12 protein-coding genes, 2 tRNA genes and 1 pseudogene are annotated in these 16108 nt (G+C 64.0%); 10 read left to right on the forward strand and 5 right to left on the reverse strand.

Annotated elements, in window-relative coordinates; genetic code table 11:
• Nucleotides 1–1115: DUF3458 domain-containing protein (locus B2V21_RS14275; RefSeq protein WP_286917185.1), on the forward strand; the 1115-nt coding region annotated here is incomplete at its 5' end.
• A 312-nt stretch (nucleotides 1116–1427) separates the two neighbouring features.
• On the opposite strand, the gene sugE is transcribed toward B2V21_RS14275, so the two are convergent.
• The 3 genes from sugE to rdgC form a co-directional block, all read right to left on the reverse strand.
• Nucleotides 1428–1742 (reverse strand): quaternary ammonium compound efflux SMR transporter SugE, encoded by a 315-nt coding sequence (sugE, locus tag B2V21_RS14280; protein WP_049859044.1) that lies wholly within the window; start codon nucleotides 1740–1742, stop codon nucleotides 1428–1430.
• A gap of 116 nt (nucleotides 1743–1858) precedes the next feature.
• Nucleotides 1859–2815: a bile acid:sodium symporter family protein gene (locus tag B2V21_RS14285; protein ID WP_056843142.1), complete on the reverse strand. Its 957-nt coding sequence runs from the start codon at nucleotides 2813–2815 to the stop codon at nucleotides 1859–1861.
• A 156-nt stretch (nucleotides 2816–2971) separates the two neighbouring features.
• A complete protein-coding gene (gene rdgC, locus B2V21_RS14290; RefSeq protein ID WP_049859046.1) occupies nucleotides 2972–3892 on the reverse strand; it encodes a recombination-associated protein RdgC in 921 nt (306 codons plus the stop codon).
• A 161-nt stretch (nucleotides 3893–4053) separates the two neighbouring features.
• Here rdgC and B2V21_RS14295 point away from each other — a divergent pair.
• Nucleotides 4054–4129 (forward strand) — tRNA-Val (locus tag B2V21_RS14295).
• Between the two features lie 19 nt (nucleotides 4130–4148).
• Nucleotides 4149–4225 (forward strand) — tRNA-Asp (locus tag B2V21_RS14300).
• 477 nt (nucleotides 4226–4702) lie between these two features.
• Here B2V21_RS14300 and B2V21_RS14305 read toward each other — a convergent pair.
• On the reverse strand, nucleotides 4703–5134 hold the full coding sequence (locus B2V21_RS14305) for a hypothetical protein (RefSeq protein WP_286917186.1): 432 nt from the start codon (nucleotides 5132–5134) through the stop codon (nucleotides 4703–4705).
• Nucleotides 5135–5184: 50 nt separating this feature from the next.
• Complete coding sequence (locus tag B2V21_RS14310; RefSeq protein ID WP_049859769.1) at nucleotides 5185–7938, reverse strand: response regulator; 2754 nt, start codon at nucleotides 7936–7938, stop codon at nucleotides 5185–5187.
• A gap of 199 nt (nucleotides 7939–8137) precedes the next feature.
• On the opposite strand from B2V21_RS14310, the gene B2V21_RS14315 reads away from it, so the two are divergent.
• The 7 genes and pseudogenes from B2V21_RS14315 to B2V21_RS14345 all read left to right on the forward strand — a co-directional run.
• Nucleotides 8138–8857, forward strand: coding sequence for a response regulator transcription factor (locus B2V21_RS14315; protein WP_286917187.1), 720 nt, complete (start codon nucleotides 8138–8140; stop codon nucleotides 8855–8857).
• A complete protein-coding gene (locus B2V21_RS14320; RefSeq protein WP_286917188.1) occupies nucleotides 8854–10215 on the forward strand; it encodes a HAMP domain-containing sensor histidine kinase in 1362 nt (453 codons plus the stop codon). The genes B2V21_RS14315 and B2V21_RS14320 overlap by 4 nt, the downstream gene beginning before the upstream one ends.
• Nucleotides 10216–10296: 81 nt before the next feature.
• Nucleotides 10297–11199 carry a cysteine synthase CysM gene (gene cysM, locus B2V21_RS14325; RefSeq protein ID WP_286917191.1) on the forward strand — a complete coding sequence of 301 codons (903 nt, stop codon included), beginning with the start codon at nucleotides 10297–10299 and terminating at the stop codon, nucleotides 11197–11199.
• Nucleotides 11199–12565: pseudogene (rlmD, locus tag B2V21_RS14330) on the forward strand (23S rRNA (uracil(1939)-C(5))-methyltransferase RlmD). Before cysM ends, rlmD begins: the two are co-directional and overlap by 1 nt.
• A 76-nt stretch (nucleotides 12566–12641) precedes the next feature.
• Entirely contained in the window at nucleotides 12642–14885 is a 2244-nt protein-coding gene (gene relA, locus B2V21_RS14335) for a GTP diphosphokinase (protein ID WP_286917189.1), read from the forward strand.
• Nucleotides 14886–14922: 37 nt separating this feature from the next.
• Entirely contained in the window at nucleotides 14923–15756 is an 834-nt protein-coding gene (gene mazG, locus B2V21_RS14340; RefSeq protein WP_049859053.1) for a nucleoside triphosphate pyrophosphohydrolase, read from the forward strand.
• A 26-nt stretch (nucleotides 15757–15782) separates the two neighbouring features.
• A partial coding sequence (locus B2V21_RS14345; RefSeq protein WP_286917190.1) for a DUF2058 family protein occupies nucleotides 15783–16108 on the forward strand: 326 nt, incomplete at its 3' end.

Raw genomic sequence — 16108 nt, forward strand, 5'->3', positions numbered from 1 at the left:
GCACCAGCCGGGTACTGGCGGTGACCGAAGCCGAGCAGACCTTCACCTTCGTCGACATCGCCGAGCAACCGCTGCCGTCGCTGCTGCGCGGCTTCAGCGCGCCGGTCAAGCTGAGCTTCCCGTACAGCCGTGACCAGCTGATGTTCCTCATGCAGCACGACACTGACGGCTTCAACCGTTGGGATGCGGGCCAGCAACTGTCTGTGCAGGTGCTGCAGGAAATGATCGGCCAGTACCAGCGCGGCGAGTCGCTGGTGATGGATTCGCGTCTGTTGACGGCCTTGGCCAGCGTGCTGGACAACACCGAGCTGGACCCGGCCATGGTGGCCGAGATGCTCTCGCTGCCCAGCGAGGCGTACCTGGCCGAAATCAGCGAGATCGCCGACGTCGATGCGATCCATGCCGCCCGCGAGTTCGCCCGCAAGCAGTTGGCTGATGGCCTGTTCGATGGGTTGTGGGCGCGCTATCAGGCCAACCGCGAAGTATCCCGGAGCACGGCGTACGTGGCCGAGAAGGAGCATTTCGCCCGCCGTGCGCTGCAGAACATCGCGTTGTCGTACCTGATGCTCAGTGAGCGCCCGGAAGTATTGGCCGCTACCCTCGAACAATACGATGCCTGCGACAACATGACCGAACGCCTGACGGCATTGGCGGTACTGGTCAACTCGCCGTTCGAAGCGGAGAAGGCCCGCGCGCTGCAAGCGTTCGCCGAGCACTTCAAGGACAACCCGCTGGTCATGGACCAGTGGTTCAGCGTCCAGGCGGCCAGTGGTTTGCCGGGCGGGCTGGCGCGGGTCAAGGCGCTGATGCAGCACCCTGCGTTCACTCTGAAGAACCCGAACAAGGTGCGTGCGCTGATCGGCGCGTTCGCTGGCCAGAACCTGATCAACTTCCACGCCGCCGATGGCTCGGGCTACCGTTTCCTCGCCGATCTGGTGATCGAACTCAACGCCCTCAACCCGCAGATCGCCTCGCGCCAGCTGTCGCCGCTGACCCGCTGGAGAAAGTACGACAGCAAGCGTCAGGCCTTGATGAAAGCCGAGCTGGAGCGAATCCTGGCCTCAGGCCCGCTGTCCAGCGACGTCTACGAAGTGGTCAGCAAAAGCCTGGCCTGATGGGTTGATCCGTAGGGCCTCTTCGCGGGCAGAGGGCTCGCCGCCCGCCCCGCTCCCACAATGAAGCGGTGTACATGCATTCATTGTGGGGGAGGACCTAGTGGGGGGGGGGCTTTGTAATAGCAGGCCCTGTGGAAGCAGATCCTGTGGGAGCGGGGCGGGCGGCGAGCCCTCTGCCCGCGAAGAGGCCCCGGCGGCATTGTTATATCCCGTAGGAGCGGTCAGTGGCCGCGAACAGGGCGCTGCGGATTGTCTGATGCACCGCAGTGTCAGGTTCGCGGCCGACGACCGCTCCTACAGAAGATCCCAGGGTCAGGTGCTGACCTTCAAACCCACCAGCCCCAGGATGATCAGACCCACACTGATCATCCGCATCAACGCCATCGACTCGCCAAACAGCACGATTCCGGCGATCACCGTGCCCACCGCACCGACACCGGTCCAGATCGCATAGGCCGTGCCCAGCGGCAGCTCGCGCATGGCCAGGCCGAGCAGGCCCAGGCTTGCCGCCATGGCGGCCACGGTCAACACAGTGGGAAGGGGACGGCTGAAGCCATCGGTGTACTTGAGGCCAATGGCCCAGCACACTTCGAAAAGACCGGCGAGAAACAACAGAAACCAGGACATGGAAAAAACCTCATCGAAGATGGGGTCGTCCCCGTTTGCAGGAAAGAGAGCGCCGGGTCGTCCCGGCGCCGAACACTATGTTGCCCATGCTTGGGCGATGGATCAAGTGCAGCGGATCAAGGGTCGGTCTTCAATCCACCGGGCTCGGTCCCTTCCATGCGGCGGAAATAGGTCGAGAGCAACGCCCCGGAAATGTTGTGCCAGACACTGAACAACGCGCTGGGCACCGCCGCAAGCGGCGAGAAATGCGCGCTGGCCAACGCAGCGCCCAGGCCCGAGTTCTGCATGCCCACTTCCAGCGCCAGCGACTTGCGCTGCGCCAGTGGCAACTTGAACACCTTGCCGGTGAAGTAACCCAGCACAAAGCCGAAGCTGTTGTGCAGAATCACCACCGCCATGATCAGCAATCCCGACTCGGCGATGCGTGCCTGGCTGGCCGCGACCACCGCGCAGACGATCAGCACGATGCTGACCACCGACACCAGCGGCAGCACATCGACGGCCACCTGCACCCGTGCGCCCAGCAGTTTCTGCGCGAGCACGCCGAGCACGATCGGCAGCATCACCAGTTGCAGGATCGACCAGAACATCTCCATGAACGAGACCGGCAACCATGCCGAAGCCAGCAGCCAGATCAGCGCCGGGGTGAGCAATGGAGCGAGCAGGGTAGTCACCGCTGCAATCGCCACCGACAGGGCCAGATCGCCCTTGGCCAGCCAGGTCATCACATTGGACGACGTGCCGCTCGGGCAGCAGCCGACCAGAATCACCCCAACGGCGATTTCCGGCGGGAGGTGAAACGCCTGACACAGCAGCCAGGCGACACCCGGCATGATCACGAAATGCGCCACCACACCCAGGGCCACGCGCCATGGATGGCGACCGACTTCGGCGAAATCGTCGAGCTTGAGGGTCAGCCCCATGCCGAACATGACCAAGCCCAACAGCGGCACGATCAACGGCTTGAGACCGATGAACCATTCAGGCACCAGAAACGCCAGGACGGCGAACAACAACACCCAATAGGCAAAGGTATTGCCGACAAAGCGACTCAAAGCGGCCAAAGCGCGCATGGTGTAGTTCCTTCTTATATAGATTCAACATGTCGGCCCCCTGTGGGAGCGGGCTCTGCCCGCGAAAGCCGCACTACGGTCCACCAGATACAACACAGCCCCCGGTTCACGGCCAAACACCACTCCCACCTACCGAGCCACAGCAGTTACTGCAGATCAAATCCCCTGCGGCAACTCTTCGCCACCCAAGGCCTCGAACAAGGCCGGCAGGAATTCGCCAAAGGTCAGCATCATCAGAGTGAAGCTGGCATCCAACTGCCCCAACGCTTCCTCGCCACCGTCCTCTTCGGCCTGGTCTTGCAGCAGTTCCTCGAACTTCAGACGCTTGACCACCATCTTGTCGTCCAGCACGAACGACAACTTGTCCTGCCAGGCCAGCGACAGCTGGGTTACCTGCTTGCCAGTGCTCAGGTGCAGCTGGATTTCCTCGCTGGTCAGGTCCTGACGCTTGCAGCGCACGATGCCGCCGTCTTCATGGGTATCGCGCAGCTCGCATTCATCCAGCACATAGAAGTCGTCGGCGGCTTTCTGGGTCTTGACCCACTCGGTCATGGTCGCGGTCGGCGCAATCTTCACGGTCAGCGGACGTACAGGCAGGGTACCGATCACTTCGCGCAGGGTCGACAGCAGGTCTTCGGCACGCTTGGGGCTGGCCGAGTTGACCAGGATCAATCCTTGCTTGGGCGCGATGGCGGCGAAGGTCGACGAGCGGCGGATGAAGGCGCGGGGCAGGAAGGCCTGGATGATCTCGTCCTTGATCTGATCGCGTTCCTTCTTGTAGACCTTGCGCATCTGCTCGGCCTCGATCTCCTCGACCTTTTCCTTGACCGCGTCGCGCACCACGCTACCCGGCAGGATGCGCTCTTCCTTGCGTGCGGCGATCAGCATGAAGTCCTGGCTGACATGAACGAACGGCGCATCCTCACCCTTGCCGAACGGCGCGACGAAACCGTAGGTGGTCAGTTCCTGGCTGGCGCAGGGGCGTGCCGGTTTGCTGGCCAGTGCGGTTTCCAAAGCCTCGGCGTCGAAAGGGATATCCTGGGTAAGACGATAGACAAGCAGGTTTTTGAACCACATGGGGTGAAGCACTCCTCAACATTAGGGGGGCATTATTCTCCGTGTGCGGAGCTGACGCCATCCCTGTGCTAAGTGTTTGGAAGCGCTCGGAAATTTTTTTGAAAAAGTGCTTGCCAGAGTTTGGGTCGCTCCGTAGAATGCGCGCCACACCGAGAGACAAAGGGTGATTAGCTCAGCCGGGAGAGCATCTGCCTTACAAGCAGAGGGTCGGCGGTTCGATCCCGTCATCACCCACCAATCTCTCTCAGTGTTACGCGCAGCGGTAGTTCAGTCGGTTAGAATACCGGCCTGTCACGCCGGGGGTCGCGGGTTCGAGTCCCGTCCGCTGCGCCATCAATTCCGCTTCAGAGCCCTTGAACTCTCTGAAGCACAAGAGAAGCGACCTTCTGGTCGCTTTTTTTGTGCCTGCGATTTCTGTCGCGTCCAGCTGCACCGCATTTATCCCGATACATCGCAAGCATCGATGCCCGCCACCCCCACCGACACCGCGCCCCTGTAGCAGCGGCGCAAGCCGCGTCCGGCCGCACCGCGTTCATCCAGATACACCGCAAGCACCGATGACGCGGCTCGCGCCGCTGCTACAGGCACTACGTCATAACCCGCCGACACCCGCGCCCCCTGTAGCAGCGGCGCAAGTCGCGTCCGGCCGCACCGCGTTCATCCAGATACACCGCAAGCACCGATGACGCGGCTCGCGCCGCTGCTACAGGGTATGCGCAAGCCGCGTCGGGCCGCACCGCAATCGATCAGGTACAGCGCAATCCGGATCCAGGTCCGTGGCGTTGAATCAGGCAGACACCATCAACTCGCTCAAGCCACCTTGCACTGACGGCACAGGTGCTTGCCGTTGGCGGTGCTCCAGCCCAGCTCGGCAATGCGTGCTTCCGCCGCCGGTTTCTGCGCCTTGGTGCCGAGCTTGGCATCCACCGCGAACTCGAAGTCGAGCACCTTGCCGCAGCTGTCGCAGTTGACCTTCCATTGATGGATCGCCAGCTCGCCGAACACCGGGCCGGTGGCCACTGCCACCCATTGGCCAGGCGGGTTGATCAGGTGACGGACCTTTTCCACCACCAAACGCATGGACAGGTCCTTGCTGCCCTTGAGGGTCACCAGCAGGGTGTCGCCGTTGTGGATCGAGCCGCCGTTGCCGATGACCTGGTAGCGGCCGGGCACCAGCGCGCGGCACTCGATCAGGGTGTGCTGGGGGTTGAGCAAGCTGAAGCGGAAATCGTGTTCGACCATGGGTCCTCCAAATAGACGCGACATGCTAGCACGCCGGTCATGGCGCGGCCTCAGGCCATCGCCCGGGCCTGCTCCTCGAGCCGCACGATGGCCTCGTCCAGCTCGTCGAGCGCAGACAGGGCCGCCGGATCGTTCTGCTTGAGCAGCGTCTCACTGCGCAGGCACGCCGCGCGCAACTGCGGTACGCCGCAATAGCGGGTCGCACCGTGCAGCCGATGCACGCGCTCGATCATGGCATTCTGATCGGCGTTGATCCGCGCCAACTGGATGGCTTCGCGATCGGCCTGCAGCGAGGCCAGCAGCATCGCCAGCATGTCGGCAGCCAGGTCGGCCTTGCCGGCCGCCAACCGCAGGCCCTCGGCGGCATCGAGCACCTGCAGGGTATTGGTATCCAACGGCTGCTCAGCCGTTTTGTCCAACGCCTGCGGGTTCAACGCCATCCCCGTCCATTTCAGCACGACCTGCGCCAACTGCCGCTCGCTGATGGGTTTGGTCAGGTAGTCATCCATGCCGCTCTGCAGCAAGGCGCGCTTTTCATTGGCCATGGCGTGGGCGGTCAGCGCCACGATGGGTAACGCGGCGCCGAGCTGGGCGCTCTCCCATACGCGAATGCGCTCGGTGGTTTCGCGGCCGTCCATTTCCGGCATCTGCACGTCCATCAGCACCAGGTCGAGCCCGCCTTCCTGTACCGCCTTGATCGCCGCTGCGCCGTTGTCCACCGCGCGCACTTCGGCACCCAGGTCTTCGAGCAGGGTCTGCACCAGCAGCAGGTTGGCCGGATTGTCATCCACGCACAGTACGCGCGGCGCGCGCTCGCCGCTGTTCTCGGGACTTTCGTAGCGCAACTGCTTGGGGTTGATCAGGTCGGCCAGCGCGCGACGCAACCTGCGCGTGCAGCTGGGTTTGGCCTGCAGCTGGCGGTCGGCGTTGGGGACCGCGGCGTGGAACAGGGCCTGCTCGGTGGTGGGGCACAGCACCAGCACCTGACAGCCACTCTGTTCGATCTCGCGGATCTGCACGGCCAGACGTTCCGGCGAAATTTCGTGGGCGGTAATGCCCAGCACCGCGAGGTCCAGCGGCTGGCCCGCCTGCCGTGCGGCATGGGTGGCCAGCACCAGCTTGTCCAGCGACTTGAAGTCGGTCACGTCCAGACCGCAGTCTTCGAGCTGGTGTTGCAAGGCCTGCCGCGCCAGTTCATGGCCATCGACGATGGCGATGCGACGGCCGAGCAGGGGCGCAGACGGCAAGTCCTCGGCGTCGTCGCGAGCCTTGGGCAGGTTGAGGCTGATCCAGAACTCCGAACCCTCGCCCGGAGCACTGTCGACCCCGATCTCGCCGCCCATCTGTTCGACCAGTCGCTTGGAGATCACCAGCCCCAGACCGGTGCCGCCAGGCTGCCGCGACAGTGAGTTGTCGGCCTGGCTGAATGCCTGGAACAACGCCCGCACGTCCTGGCCGGACAGGCCGATGCCGGTGTCCTGCACACTGATGCGCAACTGCACACCGTCTTCGCTCTCGTCTTCCATCATGGCACGGGCGACGATCGTGCCCTCGCGGGTGAACTTGATGGCGTTGCTCACCAGATTGGTCAGGATCTGCTTGAGCCGCAACGGATCGCCGATCAGTGACAACGGCGTATCGCGATAGACCAGGCTGACCAGTTCGAGCTGCTTGGCATGGGCGGCCGGCGCCAGGATGGTCAGGGTGTCCTGGAGCAGATCGCGCAGGTTGAAGGGAATGTTGTCGAGCACCAGCTTGCCGGCCTCGATCTTCGAGAAGTCGAGGATCTCGTTGATGATGCCCAGCAAACTGTCTGCGGATTTTTCGATGGTACCCAGGTAATCCAACTGGCGCGGAGTCAGCTCGCTTTTCTGCAGCAGGTGAGTGAAGCCCAGAATGCCGTTCAGTGGTGTCCTGATCTCATGGCTCATGTTGGCGAGGAATTCGGACTTGATCCGGCTCGCTTCCAGCGCTTCCTTGCGCGCCAGGTCCAGCTCGATGTTCTGGATTTCGATGGTTTCCAGGTTCTGCCGGACGTCTTCGGTGGCCTGGTCGATGCTGTGCTGCAGTTCTTCCTGGGCGTCCTGCAGGGTTTCGGCCATGCGGTTGATGCCGGCCGCAAGGGCGTCCATCTCGTGGCTGCCCATGGCCGGTACGCGACTTTCCAGGTTACCGTCCTTGATCTGGGTCACGGTGTCCTTGATCTGCCGAATCGGCGCGCTGATGCTGCGGCTCATGTGTGCCGCCAGCAACGCGGTGATGCTCAGACCGGTCAGAATCAGCAGCAGGCTGGCGAACAGGCTGCGGTAACCACGCAGCAGGGTGCCATCGTGGGAAAGCTCCAGCTCGACCCAGCCCAGCAGGTGGTCGACCTCGGCAGGCACCTCGTCACTGGCCAGATCGCGGTGGCGGCCGAACACCGGCATCAGGTAGCGCGTCGCATCGAAGCCACTGCGTTGCAGCGAGTGGGTGCTGTTACCGATGGGCACGGCGTTGAGCATCATGGGCCCGGCGTGGGCGAGCAGGGTCCGGTCGGCGCCCAGGAAGGTCACTGAGCGCACGTCGGTCAGCTCCAGGGATTGCGCAGCGATGCGTTCCAGCCGCTCGCGATCCTTGGCCACCAGCGCCGGTGCCGCCAGCGGCGCCAGCTGTTCGGAGATCATGTCGCCGCGCTGCAGCAACTGGCGCTGCAGGTCGGACTGCTGCATCCAGGTGAAATAGCCGCCCAGAATCAGCGCCATGCAAGTGGCCGGTGTGAGCGCAAGTAACAGCACGCGGCTTTTGATACCGAGTTTCTTCAACACGCCGCAGGCGCCTTTCTGACTGAGCAATAGGGGGAAAATACAGGGGGGCGGGACGATGCGCCAGTCACGCGCACCGACGGCGGGCCCAAGAGGGCAGTGCAACGCGGTCAGTGGGCGAACAGCGATCAGCAAAGGTTGCCTGCTGCGGCGTGATCTCCAATAATCCGCACTTGAGAATGACACCCACTAGCAGGCGAAAATGAATCCCGTCCAAGCAGGCGCCCATACCATCCTGGCCATCGAAGACGACCAGGTATTGGGCAGCTACGTTCATGAGCAGCTCGGGCGCTGCGGCTTTCAAGTGACCTGGTGCCAGAACGGCCGCGAAGGGCTGGCGCTGGCCGAGCGAAACCAGTTCGACGTGGTGCTGATGGACATCCTGCTGCCGGGCATGAACGGCCTGGATGTGCTGTACGCCCTGCGCCGCAGCTCGGCCACCCCGGTGATTCTGATGTCGGCGCTGGGCGCCGAAGCCGATCGCATCAGCGGCTTTCGTCGCGGTGCCGACGACTACCTGCCCAAGCCCTTCAGCATGGCCGAGCTGCAGGTGCGCGTGGAAGCCATCCTGCGCCGGGTAGCCATGGAGCGTCTGCGCGTGCAGCCGCGAGAGGGCGTGGCGCAACAGGGCGAGCTGCAGTTCTGCGAGCGCAGTGCCGATGTGTCGGTCAACGGCCAGCCGGCGGGGCTGACGCCTAGCGAATACCGTCTGCTCGATACCCTGCACCGTCAGCGCGAGGAAGTGCTGAGCAAACCCTTCCTTTATCAACATGTGCTGCAGCGCGGCTATTCGCAGCACGATCGCAGCCTGGACATGCATGTCAGCCAGATACGCCGCAAGCTCAAGGCGCTGGGCTACCAGCGCCAGCAACTGCGCACGGTGTGGGGCAAGGGCTACCTGTTCGGCGGCGGCGAGGCATGAAACTGCCCCATCGCCACTCGGTGTTCTGGAAACTGTCGATACTGCTGGTCGCGTTCTGCCTGCTGATGATCTGGCTGAGCTGGTACTGGGGCCAGTACCTGCAGGAGCGCAACGCCTACCTGAGCGCCGACGCACGGCATGCCTTACGCCAGTACGCGGCAGCGGCCGAGCAGGCCCATGGGCAAGGTGGACGGGCTGGGGTCGATGCCTGGCTTGCGCGGATGTCGGCGAGCGAGCCTGGTTTCATCGCCGTGGTGGGGGCTGATCTCACTTCCTTGAGCAGTCGACCACTGGACGCTGTACAACAGCAGCGCCTGACGTTCCTGCGCCATCTGGAGATGCCCATGAGTCGCCGTTCGCGGGGCGCGCCCTGGATGCAGATCCCTTTCATCGAGCATCCGGAGCAGGGCAGCCTGGTAATGGCCCTGCCCGAGCGCTTCACACCCGGCCGGCACGCCTGGTTGTGGGCGTTGCTGACCAACGCGCTGGTTCCCGGCGTGTTCACCCTGCTGTTGTGCATCGGGCTGTACCGCATGCTCATCGTCCCTCTGAACCAACTGCGTGAGCAGGCCAACGCCTGGCGTGCCGATCAGCTCAACGCCCGCCTGAGCGCGAATACCACCGCGCGCAGCGATGAGCTGGGTGAGCTGGGGCGCGCCTTCGACCACATGGCCGAGCGCCTGCAAGGCACGGTCGCCTTGCAGCAGCAGATCCTGCGGGACCTGTCCCACGAGCTGCGCACACCCTTGAGCCGCCTGCGCGTGGCCTGCGAAGGTGAACTCGACGAGCAGCGCCTGCGCGAACGGTTGAGTCGCGAGATCGACGGCATGCAGCGTCTGGTCGAAGATACCCTGCAACTGGCCTGGCTGGATGCCGAGCGCGCGCCGCTGGCCAGCGAAGCGATCCAGGTGCAGGCGCTGTGGGACATGCTGGCGGAGAATGCCTGCTTCGAAAGCCAGTGGCCGGCCTGCCAACTGCACTGCGAAGTCGACGCTGATTGCTGGGTGCAGGGCAATCTTGACAGCCTGGCCCAGGCGCTGGAAAACCTCTTGCGCAATGCCATTCGTCACTCGCCCAGCGCCGGTCGCGTGACCTTGAGTGGTCAGCGTGATGGCGATCACTGGCTGTTGTGGCTGGAAGACGAGGGCGGTGGTGTCGCCGAGGCGGACCTGCAGAGAATCTTCGATCCCTTCACGCGCCTCGACGGATCGCGGCCTGGCGACGGGGGCTTCGGCCTCGGGCTGAGCATTGCGCGCAATGCCCTGACCCGCCAGGGCGGTGCATTGTGGGCGCAGAATACCGCGCGTGGCCTGCGGCTGAACATGCGCTTGCCGGCTGCTTATGCTTTCACGCTATAAGGTGCGCACTTTGCGTGATATGGGTATCCGACGTTTGCCGGTATGATAGGCGACCCCCGCAGTCCGGATTGCGAATACGCCATGACCCCGCAGTACCTAACGATCGCCGACTGCGTCGGCAACACGCCGCTGGTGCGCCTGCAGCGCCTGGCCGGCGAGACCAGCAACACCTTGCTGCTCAAGCTGGAAGGCAACAACCCGGCCGGCTCCGTGAAGGACCGCCCGGCGCTGTCGATGATCAGCCGCGCCGAAGAACGTGGGCAGATCCAGCCCGGCGATACCCTGATCGAAGCGACCTCCGGCAATACCGGTATCGCCCTGGCCATGGCCGCGGCGATCAAGGGCTACAAGATGATCCTGATCATGCCCGACAACTCCACGGCCGAACGCAAGGCCGCGATGACCGCCTATGGCGCCGAGCTGATCCTGGTCACCCGCGAGCAAGGCATGGAAGGCGCGCGCGATCTGGCCGAACGCATGCAGAGCGAAGGGCGCGGCAAGCTCCTCGACCAGTTCGCCAACGGCGACAACCCCGAGGCGCACTATCGCAGCACCGGCCCCGAGATCTGGCAGCAGACCGCAGGTACCGTGACCCATTTCGTCAGTTCCATGGGCACTACCGGCACCATCATGGGCACCTCGCGCTATCTCAAGGAGCAGAACCCCGCAGTGCAGATCGTCGGCCTGCAACCCATGGAAGGCGCTGCCATTCCAGGTATCCGTCGCTGGCCGGAACAGTATTTGCCACGCATCTATCAGGCCGACCGGGTCGACCGGATCATCGACATGGCGCAACAGGAAGCCGAGGACATGACCCGCCGTCTGGCCCGTGAAGAAGGCATCTTCTGCGGCGTGTCGTCCGGTGGCGCAGTGGCGGGCATGCTGCGCCTGTCGCGGGAAGTGAGCAATGCGGTCATCGTCGCGATCATCTGCGATCGCGGTGATCGCTACCTGTCCAGCGGCATCTTCGACGCATCCAACTGATGGCCAGAACCAAACCGGGCCTGCGCTTCCAGCCGACAGGCGGAACCCGTGCGCCGCAAGTGCCGACCGGCAAGAAACAGCGCCTGCCGATCGAACGCCTGGCCAGCGACGGACGCGGCATCGCCTTTTTCGAAGGGCGCACCTGGTTCGTCAGCGGCGCCCTGGCTGGTGAGCAGGTCGAGGCCCGGGTGCTCAATGCCCACGGCAAGATCGTCGAAGCGCGTTGCGAGCGCGTGCTGGTCGCCAGCGAGCTGCGCCGCCCGGCGCCGTGCCCGCATTTCGGCACCTGTGGTGGCTGCAGCCTTCAGCACCTGCCCCATGATCAGCAGTTGGCCCTCAAGCAGCGCCTGCTCGCCGAGCAGCTGTCGCGCGTGGCCGGCATCGAGCCGCAGGAGTGGGCGGCGCCGCTGAGCGGGCCCGAGCTGGGCTATCGCCGGCGTGCTCGGCTGGCCGTGCGCTGGGACCCCAAGGCCCGTCACCTGGCGGTGGGATTCCGCGCGGCGGCGAGCCAGGACATCGTCGACATCACCCAATGCCAGGTGCTGGTGCCTGCCCTGCAACCGGTCGTCGAACAGCTGCCGACGCTGCTGCGCAGCTTTGCCAAACCCCAGGTGCTCGGCCACGTCGAGCTGTACGCAGGGACTTCACTGGCGCTGCTGCTTCGCCACACCGCCGCGCTGGCCGATACTGACCTGCAAGCGCTGCAGGCTTTCTGCGCCGCCGCGAGCCTGCAACTGTGGCTGCAGGGCGAAGGCGAGCCAGCGCCCGTGCAGGCGGATGCCTCGCTGGGCTTCGCCCTGGCGCCCTGGAGCCTTGAGCTGGCCTACCGGCCGGGCGACTTCGTCCAGGTCAATGCGGCGGTCAACGACGCAATGATCGCGCAGGCGCTGGACTGGCTGGNNACCTGTTCTGCGGGCTGGGCAACTTCGCCTTGCCGCTGGCCCAGCGCTCGCGCGAGGTGGTGGCAGTCGAAGGGGTCGCGGCCATGGTGCAGCGGGCTGCCGACAACGCCGCCAGCAACAATTTGCATAACACTGACTTTTACCAGAGCGACCTGTCGCAGCCTCTGGACGCCGCCGAGTGGGCCCGCGAGGGTTTTTCTGCGGTACTCTTGGATCCACCCCGAGATGGCGCGTTCGAGGTGGTGCGCACGATCCGTGCACTGGGTGCGCAACGCTTGGTGTATGTCTCCTGTAACCCGGCAACTTTGGCCCGCGACACGGTCGAATTGTTGAGGCAGGGCTACAGGCTAAAACGAGCCGGGATCCTCGACATGTTTCCGCAGACCGCGCATGTCGAGGCCATGGCGTTATTTGAAGCGGGCCAGGACGGCCCGTCCAATCCGACTGGCGCGCGAAACGCCTGATCGATGCCGGCCCAGCATCGGTCATAGCCAGCGACTGTTGATGCGCTTCGGCGTGTTGTAGGGAAAGGTAAGCAACATGGTACAGGTGAGAGCACACCAGCCGATCAATACGGACGGCAGTATCAATCTCGATGCATGGCTGGATCATATCGTCAGCGTCGATCTGGTGCTGGATCGCGAAGCCCTGAAGCAGGCCTGTGAATTCGCCCAGGCCGCCGAGCTGCAGGGCAACCCGGCCCAGCACTCCTGGGCCGACGGCACCTCCTGTTTCCAGGCGGGCCTGGAGATCGCCGAAATCCTCGCCGATCTCAAGCTCGACCAGGATTCATTGATGGCCGCGGTGATCTACCGGGCCGTCCGCGAGGGCAAGGCCAGCCTTGAAGACGTCGGCCGACGCTTCGGCAGCACCGTGTCCAAGCTCATCGATGGCGTGCTGCGCATGGCCGCCATCAGCGCCAGCCTCAGCCCGCGCCAGTCCATGGTGCTGGGCTCGCAGGTGCAGGTCGAGAACCTGCGCAAGATGCTCGTGGCCATGGTCGACGATGTTCGCGTCGCATTGATCAAGCTCGCCGAGCGCACCTGCGCGATCCGCGCGGTGAAAGGCGCCGACGATGAAAAACGCAACCGGGTCGCGCGCGAGGTGTTCGACATCTACGCGCCACTGGCGCATCGCTTGGGCATCGGCCACATCAAGTGGGAGCTCGAAGACCTTTCGTTTCGCTACCTGGAGCCCGATCAGTACAAGCAGATCGCCAAGCTGCTGCACGAACGCAGGCTGGATCGCGAGCGCTTCATCACCGAGGTGATGAGCCAGTTGCACAACGAGCTGCTCGAGACCGGGGTCAAGGCCGACATCAGCGGGCGGGCGAAACACATCTATTCCATCTGGCGCAAGATGCAGCGCAAGGGCCTGGAGTTCAGCCAGATCTACGACGTGCGCGCGGTGCGCGTGCTGGTCCCGGAAATGCGCGACTGCTATACCGCGCTGGGGATCGTCCACACCCTGTGGCGGCACATTCCCAAGGAGTTCGACGACTACATCGCCAACCCCAAGGAAAACGGCTATCGCTCGCTGCACACGGCGGTGATCGGTCCCGAGGGCAAGGTGCTGGAAGTGCAGATCCGCACCCACGCCATGCACGAGGAAGCCGAGCTGGGCGTTTGCGCGCACTGGCGCTACAAGGGCACCGACGTCAAGTCCACCTCCAACCAGTACGAAGAAAAGATTTCCTGGTTGCGCCAGGTGCTGGAATGGCACGAGGAGCTGGGCGATATCGGCGGCCTGGCCGACCAGTTGCGGGTCGACATCGAGCCTGACCGGGTCTACGTGTTCACCCCCGACGGCCACGCCATCGACCTGCCCAAGGGCGCGACACCGCTGGATTTCGCCTACCGGGTGCACACCGAGATCGGCCACAACTGCCGTGGCGCCAAGATCAACGGCCGCATCGTCCCGCTCAACTACAGCCTGAACACCGGCGAGCAGGTCGAGATCATCACCAGCAAGCACGGCACGCCCAGCCGCGACTGGCTCAACTCCAACCTCGGCTACGTCACCACGTCCCGGGCGCGGGCCAAGATCGTCCACTGGTTCAAGCTGCAGGCACGCGACCAGAACGTCGCCGCCGGCAAGTCGCTGCTGGAGCGCGAACTCAGCCGCCTGGGCCTGCCCCAGGTGGACTTCGACCAGCTTGCCGAAAAAGCCAACCACAAAGGCGCCGAAGACATGTTCGCCGCCCTGGGTGCAGGCGATCTGCGCCTGGCCCATCTGGTCAATTCGGCGCAGCAACTGGTCGAGCCCGAGCGCGGCAACGAGCCGATGGAACTGGTCACGCGCAAGGCCACCGGCTACAAGCCGGGCAAGCGCGGCGATATCCAGATCCAGGGCGTGGGCAACCTGATGACGCAGATGGCCGGCTGCTGCCAGCCGCTGCCCGGCGATGCCATCGTCGGCTACATCACTCAGGGGCGCGGTGTGAGCATCCACCGCCAGGATTGCGCCTCGGTGCTGCAGCTTGGCGGTCGCGAGCCGGAGCGCATCATCCAGGTCAGCTGGGGGCCGGTGCCGGTGCTGACCTATCCGGTCGACATCATCATCCGCGCCTACGACCGCTCCGGCCTGCTGCGCGACGTCTCGCAGATCCTGCTCAACGAGCGGATCAACGTGCTGGCGGTCAACACCCGCTCGAACAAGGAAGACAACACCGCGCTGATGTCGCTGACCATCGAGATCCCCGGCCTGGACGCCCTCGGGCGCCTGCTCGGCAGGATCTCCCAGCTGCCGAACATCATCGAGACACGGCGTAACCGCACGCCGTGAATTCGCGGATCCCGACACCTCTGCAACGAGTCCGAGCATGTACACACTGCAAGACCTGCTCAATCTCATGGCCCGGCTGCGTGACCCGCAGCACGGTTGCCCGTGGGATGTGAAGCAAACCTACGCCAGCATTGTCCCGTTCACCCTGGAAGAAGCCTACGAAGTGGCCGATGCCATCGAGCGCGAAGACTTCGAGCACCTCAAGGGCGAGCTCGGCGATCTATTGTTCCAGGTGGTCTATTACAGCCAACTGGCGCGCGAGGAGGGGCGTTTCGAATTCGACGGCGTGGTCGACGGTATCACCCGCAAGCTGATTCGACGCCACCCCCACGTGTTTCCCACCGGCGATCTGTACGCCGCGCTGGACACGCCGCGCCTGGACGAACACCAGGTCAAGCAGCGCTGGGAAGAGATCAAGGCCCAGGAACGCGCGGAAAAAGGCGGGGTAGGTGAGCAGTTGTCCCTGCTCGATGACGTACCTGCCGCGCTGCCCGCTCTCGCGCGCGCAGCCAAGCTGCAGAAGCGCGCGGCGATGGTCGGCTTCGACTGGCCAGGGCCGCTGCCGGTGCTGGACAAGGTCCGCGAAGAATTGGACGAAGTGCTTCAGGCCATGGCCGCAGACGATGCACCGGCAGTGGCCGAGGAAATCGGTGACCTGCTGTTCAGCGTGGTCAATCTGGCTCGCCACCTCAAGGTGGATCCGGAGAACGCCCTGCGCGGCGCCAACGTCAAGTTCGACCGGCGCTTCCGTTTCATCGAGCAGGCATTGCGCGACACCCACCGCAACATCGAAGATTGCACCCTGGAAGACATGGACGCCCTGTGGGGCGAGGCCAAACGTCAGGAACAGAATCTGCCCAGCTGTGGCTGAGCCGTTTTATAAGTGAGCAGAACACCATGAGCCTTTCCCTCCGCGACCAATTGTTGAAAGCTGGACTGGTCAACCAGAAGCAGGTCAAACAAGTCAGCAAGGACAAGCAGAAACAGAAGCGCCTGGAGAACAAGGGCCAGGTCGAAATCGACGACACGCAGAAGCGCATCGCCCAGGAAGCCATGGCCGAGAAGGCGCGCCGCGACCAGGAGCTCAATCGCCAGCAGCAGGAGAAGGTCGAGGAGAAGGCACGCGCTGCCCAGGTCAAGCAATTGATCGAGGCGACCCGCCTGCCCAAGCTGACCACCGAGGACTACTACAACTTCGTCGACGACAAGAAGGTCAAGCGCCT

Origin of the sequence: Pseudomonas sp. UBA6276, from assembly GCF_002438365.1 — a bacterium.
Lineage (GTDB): Bacteria > Pseudomonadota > Gammaproteobacteria > Pseudomonadales > Pseudomonadaceae > Aquipseudomonas > Aquipseudomonas coleopterorum.

Bases quoted from the DNA above. Each gene is read 5' to 3' on its own strand.
- sugE (WP_049859044.1), bottom strand. From the start codon at position 1,742: ATGTCCTGGTTTCTGTTGTTTCTCGCCGGTCTTTTCGAAGTGTGCTGG.
- B2V21_RS14285 (WP_056843142.1), bottom strand. From the start codon at position 2,815: ATGCGCGCTTTGGCCGCTTTGAGTCGCTTTGTCGGCAATACCTTTGCC.
- rdgC (WP_049859046.1), bottom strand. From the start codon at position 3,892: ATGTGGTTCAAAAACCTGCTTGTCTATCGTCTTACCCAGGATATCCCT.
- B2V21_RS14305 (WP_286917186.1), bottom strand. From the start codon at position 5,134: ATGGTCGAACACGATTTCCGCTTCAGCTTGCTCAACCCCCAGCACACC.
- B2V21_RS14315 (WP_286917187.1), top strand. From the start codon at position 8,138: ATGAATCCCGTCCAAGCAGGCGCCCATACCATCCTGGCCATCGAAGAC.
- B2V21_RS14320 (WP_286917188.1), top strand. From the start codon at position 8,854: ATGAAACTGCCCCATCGCCACTCGGTGTTCTGGAAACTGTCGATACTG.
- cysM (WP_286917191.1), top strand. From the start codon at position 10,297: ATGACCCCGCAGTACCTAACGATCGCCGACTGCGTCGGCAACACGCCG.
- relA (WP_286917189.1), top strand. From the start codon at position 12,642: ATGGTACAGGTGAGAGCACACCAGCCGATCAATACGGACGGCAGTATC.
- mazG (WP_049859053.1), top strand. From the start codon at position 14,923: ATGTACACACTGCAAGACCTGCTCAATCTCATGGCCCGGCTGCGTGAC.